This window comes from Arsukibacterium sp. (assembly GCF_041616895.1).
Classification (GTDB): domain Bacteria; phylum Pseudomonadota; class Gammaproteobacteria; order Enterobacterales; family Alteromonadaceae; genus Alishewanella.
This window is the reverse complement of sequence record NZ_JBFJPY010000040.1, coordinates 22,488-29,521: the sequence shown is the minus strand read 5'-3', so window position 1 is coordinate 29,521 and position 7,034 is coordinate 22,488. Positions and strand designations below refer to the sequence as shown.

The following is a 7,034-nucleotide window of genomic DNA, read 5'->3' as shown; positions in this document are numbered from 1 at the left end:
TCAATTTACATTATCCACATGCATTCCACTGATACATAGATATTGTTCAAACTTGTGCCTGTCCCAGTTTTATGCCGCCGAGCAGGCCAATCGGGTCCTGGCTGATAAAACGGCCGGTGTCGGGGTCGTCAAACTTGTGCCCGTCAAACTTGTGCCTGTCCCAGTTCTAATTTTTGTCAGGCAATTGGCCAAATCTTGTTAGTCTTGCCTGTCCGTGAATTTATAGTGACTGTCCATGCTACAGTCCAATAACGGCTAATGTTTGGTAATACTTTCATCTAATGCTTTTTTTAGAGTTCTGAAAAACATTTCAGCTCGTTCCGAATAGTCGTAATCCTACAAAGCAATCGCGTAGTCGACAGAATCGAAGTTTGCCACTACACCTGTCTTTAATCCGTGTTGTTTGATAAATGCCATACAGTTAACTTGCAGAACCATCGATGTTGTCTGTAATTTTATTTAGACCGGCTTGAATATGCTTAAGTAATTGTTCTTTTTCAGCAGCGCTAGCGTTCATGGAGGGCAGCACAGTCGACAAATCAATATCTTTAGCCACAAAATAGTGGTTAACCTGTTCAGAAATGAGTCTCAACTTACTGATATCATATAATTTCGACAACTTATTTTGATGTCTCTGATCCCACGAAAAATCATCAGTCATTTTCTCAAACTGAAAAGGGTATAGTATTAGAGATAAGGCGCTTTTTTCTGTTTTATCAATTCTAGTTGTCATTAAAAGCCATTCCAATCATAAGGTATGTCATCACCATCCAGCCATTTATTTGCTTAATAAAATTTTCTTTGCGGTTTTGGACTCATATACTCTCCTGAGTCATTAACGCCCGACCTAGTAATATTGTCAATCTCCGGCTTACTCAAACCTTTTAAGTCAAGCTCAGTGAACAATTGGTCGTTAAGAGACTGAGCTGGACGATAGTGCCCACTCAAGTTTGAGACATCTATAATCTCCCCATCTTTGACGACCATCTCGCCAGCTGAAGCGACTCCCATCCCAGCCAAAAAGCTTGAGTGATGGAAGCTCCCGGGTTCACCATGTGAACCAACATAGATAGAACCAGAATCATCCATTACAAAAATTGCTGTAGGCTTATCGCTGTGCAATGAAGTCATACTCGTTGTATCTACAACTTTGCCTTTTGATGAACCGTCGCCATAAACTAAAAGTCCATTTTCTATTACAACCTTGAAAGCTAAACGCTGCTGCTCATTGAGGTATTCACAAACGACATCTTTACCAAACATTAGGTTCCAACGATCATTGTCAGAGGAATCGTTTTCCCCAATAAACTCTGGTAGTAAGGGAGTGGTATTATACTTTCCGTCCCCCTCCTTACAACTCAACCCCAATGGGTCCACCCAATTGATATGATTGGGGGCGTACTGGTAATGGTTAATGCCGCCGAGAAGGCCTATTGGGTCCTGGCTGATAAAACGGCCGGTTTCGGGGTCGTAGTATCGAAAGTGATTGTAGTGCAGGCCGGTTTCGCTGTCGAAATACTGTCCTTGAAAGCGTAACGGGTTACTAATTTCGTTACGCGTTACGAGCGCTTTACCAAAAACGGAGTAACTGGCCTGCCAGACTATGCGGTTGTTACTGTCGGTTACTGATAACGGCGTACCAAGCTGGTCTAACTGATAATAGTAAATTTCACCGTTTCTGATAAGCAGTAAAGGTTTACTCGTGCCTGGCTCGTAGATATACCAGATTTGCTCGCTAGCACTGCTGTTGTCAGCGCGAGTTTCGCCGATAAGCTTATCGCCATCCCAGAAATACTCGGTACGCTCTCCGCCGCTAATTTTAGCACTGCGTCTACCCAGGGCGTCGTATTCGTAACGGCTGATAGTGCCATTGCAGCTGACACTGGATAGCTGGTTAAAACCATTAAACTCCCGTTGCTGAGCAACATCAGGCGCTGAGACTGCAAGCTGATTACCGCTGTCATCATACTGATACTGCTTATCGTGATAACGCAGCAGCCGGTCTTGCTTTACTTCAATACCCTCACCAGTAGGGTTGCCAAAGCTATCCCATTGATGACTCTCGTTCTGATTGCTATCCGTGCTATGTGTTTTGCTGATAAGCTGGTCAAGCTTGTTGTATTGGTACTCAGTGTTACCGAGCAGGTTATCCGTTACTTTTTTCACTTGATGCAGTGCCGTGTAACGGTACTGGCGCTGCTGACGCTGCTCACCCCACTGCCACTGCTGGGTGGTTAAGCGATTAAAGGCATCAAACTGCTGCTCTAACGTCAGGCCACTGTCATATTCGCGGCCGGTTTCGCGACCGACACTGTCGAACGTGCGCCACAGAACAGGCTGCTGATTGACCGCCAACTGGGTTAGCTGGCCTTCTTCGCTGTAACGGTAGTCTATTGTGGTGCCATCAGGCAGTTGGGTGGTGCTGCATTTTCCCTGCTCATTGTATTGATGATATATGCAGCTGTTATCCTGCCAAATTTCGCTGGGCTTACCATTTAAATGATAATTAAACCGTAATTTTCGCTGGCCATTGCTGGCCCGCAATATCCGGCCAATTTTATCATAATGAAAATGATTACTGGCCAGCATCTGACCATGTAACGCCGTTTGTTCGGTGATCCGGCCGCGTTTATCGCGTTTAACTTTTAGCTGGCGTTTGCTGCCATCACGCACACTGGCAACCTGGCCGTTAATATCATACTGAACATGCTGCAACCGGCCATCAAAGCCCTGTAACCTTACCGGACGCTCCTGTGCATCATAATCCAGCTGATAACGGGCACCGTCACTGCGCATTATTGCGGTTAAGTTGCGCTCGTTATCATACTGGTAGTTAAAGCCACTGCCGTCTGCTTGCAGCAGGCTGGTCGGCTGACTTAACCCGGCGAACTCGCGCTGCGTCACATCGCCGTGGGCATTGGTGGTACTGAGCAAGCGGCCGCTGCTGTCATAGCGGTAGTGCTGCTCTATTCGCTGAGTGGGGCTATCTGGCAAATCCGCCGCTAAAATATCTGGCGAGGTGTCTGCTGCACCCGTTGCTGAAGCGTCGGCCGGGTACTGGGTTTGTTTTACCAGTTTACCAGCCAGATTATACTGATACTCAGTGACCAGGCCACTGGCATCAACAATACCGTTCAACCGGCCCAGACTGTCATAGCTGAAACGGGTTAATGCATCATTATGTTTTACCGCAAGTAACTGACTCTCGTCGCTCCACAATAAGCGCTGTACGCCACCTGCAGGCAAATACACTTTTTCCAGCTGGTTCTCAGCATTATACTGGTAACGTGTAACTGAGTTATCGGGGTTGGTTTCACGTAATAACAAGCCACCAGCACTATATTCCCTGCGCCATTGCCGCCCTTCAGCATCAATAATAGCGCAGCGTTGACCCAGCTCATTGTATTGGAAATGGCTAATTGCTGCGTCGGCATGTTCCTGAGTAACCAACTGGCCATTTTCATTGTAATAAAAGCGCGTCTGACTGCCATCGGGTAGCGTTTCAGTGGTTTTCTTGCCCTGCTTATTCCAGCTGTATTGCCAGGTAGCACCATCTGGCGCCACCTTTTTTATCAGTAAATTACGGTCATTATGAAAGTACTGCCAGCAATGGCCATTACCATCGATACTGCGGGCACTGCGATTACTATCATCGTAACTGAAGCGGTAATCATAAATGCCATTGTCACCCCAGTTACGAACACAGCGGGCGTCAGGGCCTGCACCTTGCCAGCTGAAATAGTGACAAAATCCACTCGCCCGCTGCCGTACCGTCAGCAAATGCTGGCGGTATTGGTATTTTTCGGTTTCATCGCCACTGTTAATGGCGCTGACAAGCTCATTGTCATCGTTATAGTGATACTGCGCCAGCAGAAGTGCTGTGCCTTTTACTCCCTGCTCACTCAGACTAACCGCTTCAATCCGGCTTAACATGCCCGCGGTGTTGTAATGCAGTTCAATACCTTTTTTGCGGGTGTAATCAATCCGGCTTAGCTGATTATGCCGGTTATAAAAAAGCTGTAAATAACGCCCCAGGCTATCCATTACCTGATGAAGTACCCAGCGTTTTTTATAATCAGGTCCAATGCTTTTCGAAGCAGGTTCACTAGCCGCCGGTACAAATATCCAATGGGTATTATCTGGTTTTAACAGCACCAGGCTGCCATCGGTTTCAGCTCGCAGCGCCAGCGCCTCGGCCAGCTGATAACTGGTCTGGCCCGGCTCTGGCTTCAAAAAATGCAGTTGTCGCCCTTCTTCATTAACCAGCAGTAATGCCTTAGCGCCGCCTTCATCAGTTATGCTGTCGATATACAGGTTAAAATTACTACGCCAACCAAAGCCAAAACCAATATTCTGATGGCTCTGGCTGGAGCGGTAAGTACGTCGCCATTGCATTGGCAAAGGCCCGGCCAGCTCAAAGTCGGTTAGCTCAAGGATCTCCTCTCCGGTGCACATAGACACCGGATCGCCACAGGTTTCGACCTTGTCAGTTTCTGGTGTGTTTTGATTGGCGGCGTTAGTGCCAGCCTGCTTAGAAGTTACAGCAACCTTACCGTCAGGGTGAGCATTGGCCGAACTTGTGGCTGTGGCTCTGCCCCCTCGTGCCAGAGTTTTGGCGTTGGTCGCTGGCGGCGTCACTGACTCAGGCGCTGTTAAAACAATTTTTTGTTCAGGCAACTGCAGGATCAGAAGTTTGCCCTCAAGCAGCACGGTGGCAAGAGTACGGCATAATTCAGCGTCGCGCACGGCGCTAAGAGGTGCGGCCAAATCTGCTGCCGTTGGCTGCTTACAGAACCATTGATATACGTGTCTGATACTGTCGCTTTGGGTGGCGCTACGATCGAATGATTGACGGATCCAGTTGGTAGCCGCATCGCGGCTGACAAATTGCAACGGTTTACCACTTTGACCCTGGGTTTCTGTGCAAAATAAATACATTTTGCCCGACTGGGATTTAAGGGTTAAAGAATGCGCTGCCATGCCAGTTAATATCCTTAAAATTCAGAAATGCTGCTGGCATGCTGCCAACTGAAAACAGCCACGGCACGATACAGCCGCGGTGAAATTTCGCACTGCAGGGTTGCGCCATTCAGGCTACCGCTTTTGTACCCCAGATATAAATGTAATAGCCGGTAAACACCGCCGGCAGCACCAAGTTCACCTGTATAATAGGCAGGAAAGTGCAGCTGAGTACTCATATCAATTATCGGTGCCAGGCATGGATAATGACACTGCCAACATGCGGTCACTGCACTGCTGCCATTGTCTGGCAGATACAGTTGGCTAAGTGGGCCTTTAATGCTCTGTGCAGCCCCTACAAATAAATGGTCCATAGCCAGGTCGGCGCTGCTATGGCTGACCGTGGCATCTGCTGCCAGATGCTGACACCGTAAACCCGCGTCATCCTGTTTTAGGGCAATTGCCACTGCGCCCTCAGACCACAGCACTTGTTCTGTTTGCAGCGCATCAGCCCTATCAACCGCCTGCCCGTTGCTGGCAGCTGCCCCTGCTGCCAATGGCAGGTAACTGGCTACCGGGCTGTCCACCGCAATCAGCCACACTACCGGCGTCCCTTCCTCAAATAACTGCCTGGCAGCAGACATCGCCAGCAATGCTGCACTGCAGCCATAAGGGAATATCTGGCATGCGTTATGGCTTAACAGCGCCGGATATGCCTGCCGCAGGCTACTTAAAAATTGTGCTAACAGGGACTCGTTAGCCAATTGCTCAGGTAACACTAACAACACCGGCGCTGCTGCGGGCGCATTCGTTAATTGCGGCCACAAACCAGCCAATAAGGCAACCAACCTTGCCGCAAACGACAAACCGGGTTCAAGCTCTGCTACGCGGTTAAATTGCCGCCATTGTCCGTTATGCATACAAAGTGTGGGCGCTACGGGGACCACATCCAGCTGCATTGCCCAATCAGTAACTGCAGTTTTACCCAGCACCGCGGCATATTCTGTAACGGCTATGCAACCGGCCATAGTCCACCTTGCCAGTTGTTAGGTTCAGCCAGAGCCAGACCCGGGGTCTGCATTACCCTAAGAGCAGCTACAGCAAAACGCTGATACTGATTGCCCTCTGCCCAACACGCGGCAAAATCCAGTGAATTTAACAACTTCCCGCCAAGCAAAGGCTCGGTAGTGTCAGGCATTAACCTTTGCCTATTTGCCGCTAGCTCCGTTTGTAAACTATCAGCTGCCAGTGCACCGAGCATCGTTATCAGAGCGCTTTGCGCGGCAATCCGGTGGGCAGGCTCCTGCGCTATCTCAAGTAATACCGGACAAAACTTAGCCAATCCGCTAAACCCCATCGCATTGACCGCCAAAGCAATGTCGCTGCTACACAGCGCATTAACGATCCGTATTTTGCGCTCCGTGCAGGCACCCAGCAGCAATAATTGCAGTTGTCGTGTGGTCAGACATTCTGCACTTTGTAACTGCTGTGCCAACTCAAATTCATCGCTATGCTGCCCCAGTAAATATAATGCGTAATTAAGCTCGGCCAGGCTTGCCGCGCCCAGAGTATGATCGGTTTTCTGCTGTAATAAAGCAGCACGCTGGGTCGTTAAACCACAGTGCCCGGCTAACTGCACGGCGCTTCTTCTGTCAAAGGACTGCATAACGTCAAACAGGCGACAAGCAGCGGGTTTGTCAGCAAGCAGGCAGATTAACAGGCTCTGTTCTGAACGGCAGTACTGCTCAAAATAATGTGCTTTGGTTTTTTGCTGCAACGCCAGCCACAGCTCTGCCAGTAACACCTGAGCAGATAAAGTCAACGGCAACGACAACAAGCTGTCCAGATCAGCCACACGATTATCCAGCAATGCCTGCAGCCACAACGGCAAATCGAGCTGCTGGCTCAGATAACGCTGGCATAAACGCACACTTTGCAGCAGGCGATTGTCATGCTGCTGCAACTGGGTAAGCGTAATGTAATCACTGCTACTGAAGCGGTCGCGTTGCAACCATAGCAGATGACTGCGCTCTGCCAGATCAGAGAATGTTTGCATCATTGTTCAGCCATACCAG

Annotated in this window: 4 protein-coding genes; all 4 read right to left on the bottom strand. The window is 49.0% G+C overall.

Features of this window, described 5'->3' with window-relative positions; all coding sequences use genetic code 11:
• Positions 1 to 421 precede the first annotated feature (421 nt).
• From ABY802_RS08730 to ABY802_RS08715, 4 genes are read right to left on the bottom strand one after another with little or no spacing between them, the layout of a single operon-like run.
• Positions 422 to 733, bottom strand: coding sequence for a hypothetical protein (locus ABY802_RS08730; protein WP_372626660.1), 312 nt, complete (start codon positions 731 to 733; stop codon positions 422 to 424).
• A 53-nt stretch (positions 734 to 786) separates the two neighbouring features.
• On the bottom strand, positions 787 to 4,980 hold the full coding sequence (locus ABY802_RS08725) for an RHS repeat-associated core domain-containing protein (protein ID WP_372626659.1): 4,194 nt from the start codon (positions 4,978 to 4,980) through the stop codon (positions 787 to 789).
• A gap of 14 nt (positions 4,981 to 4,994) precedes the next feature.
• Positions 4,995 to 5,987 (bottom strand): hypothetical protein, encoded by a 993-nt coding sequence (locus ABY802_RS08720; RefSeq protein ID WP_372626658.1) that lies wholly within the window; start codon positions 5,985 to 5,987, stop codon positions 4,995 to 4,997.
• A complete protein-coding gene (locus ABY802_RS08715; RefSeq protein WP_372626657.1) occupies positions 5,972 to 7,018 on the bottom strand; it encodes a hypothetical protein in 1,047 nt (348 codons plus the stop codon). The genes ABY802_RS08720 and ABY802_RS08715 overlap by 16 nt, the downstream gene beginning before the upstream one ends.
• Positions 7,019 to 7,034 lie beyond the last annotated feature (16 nt).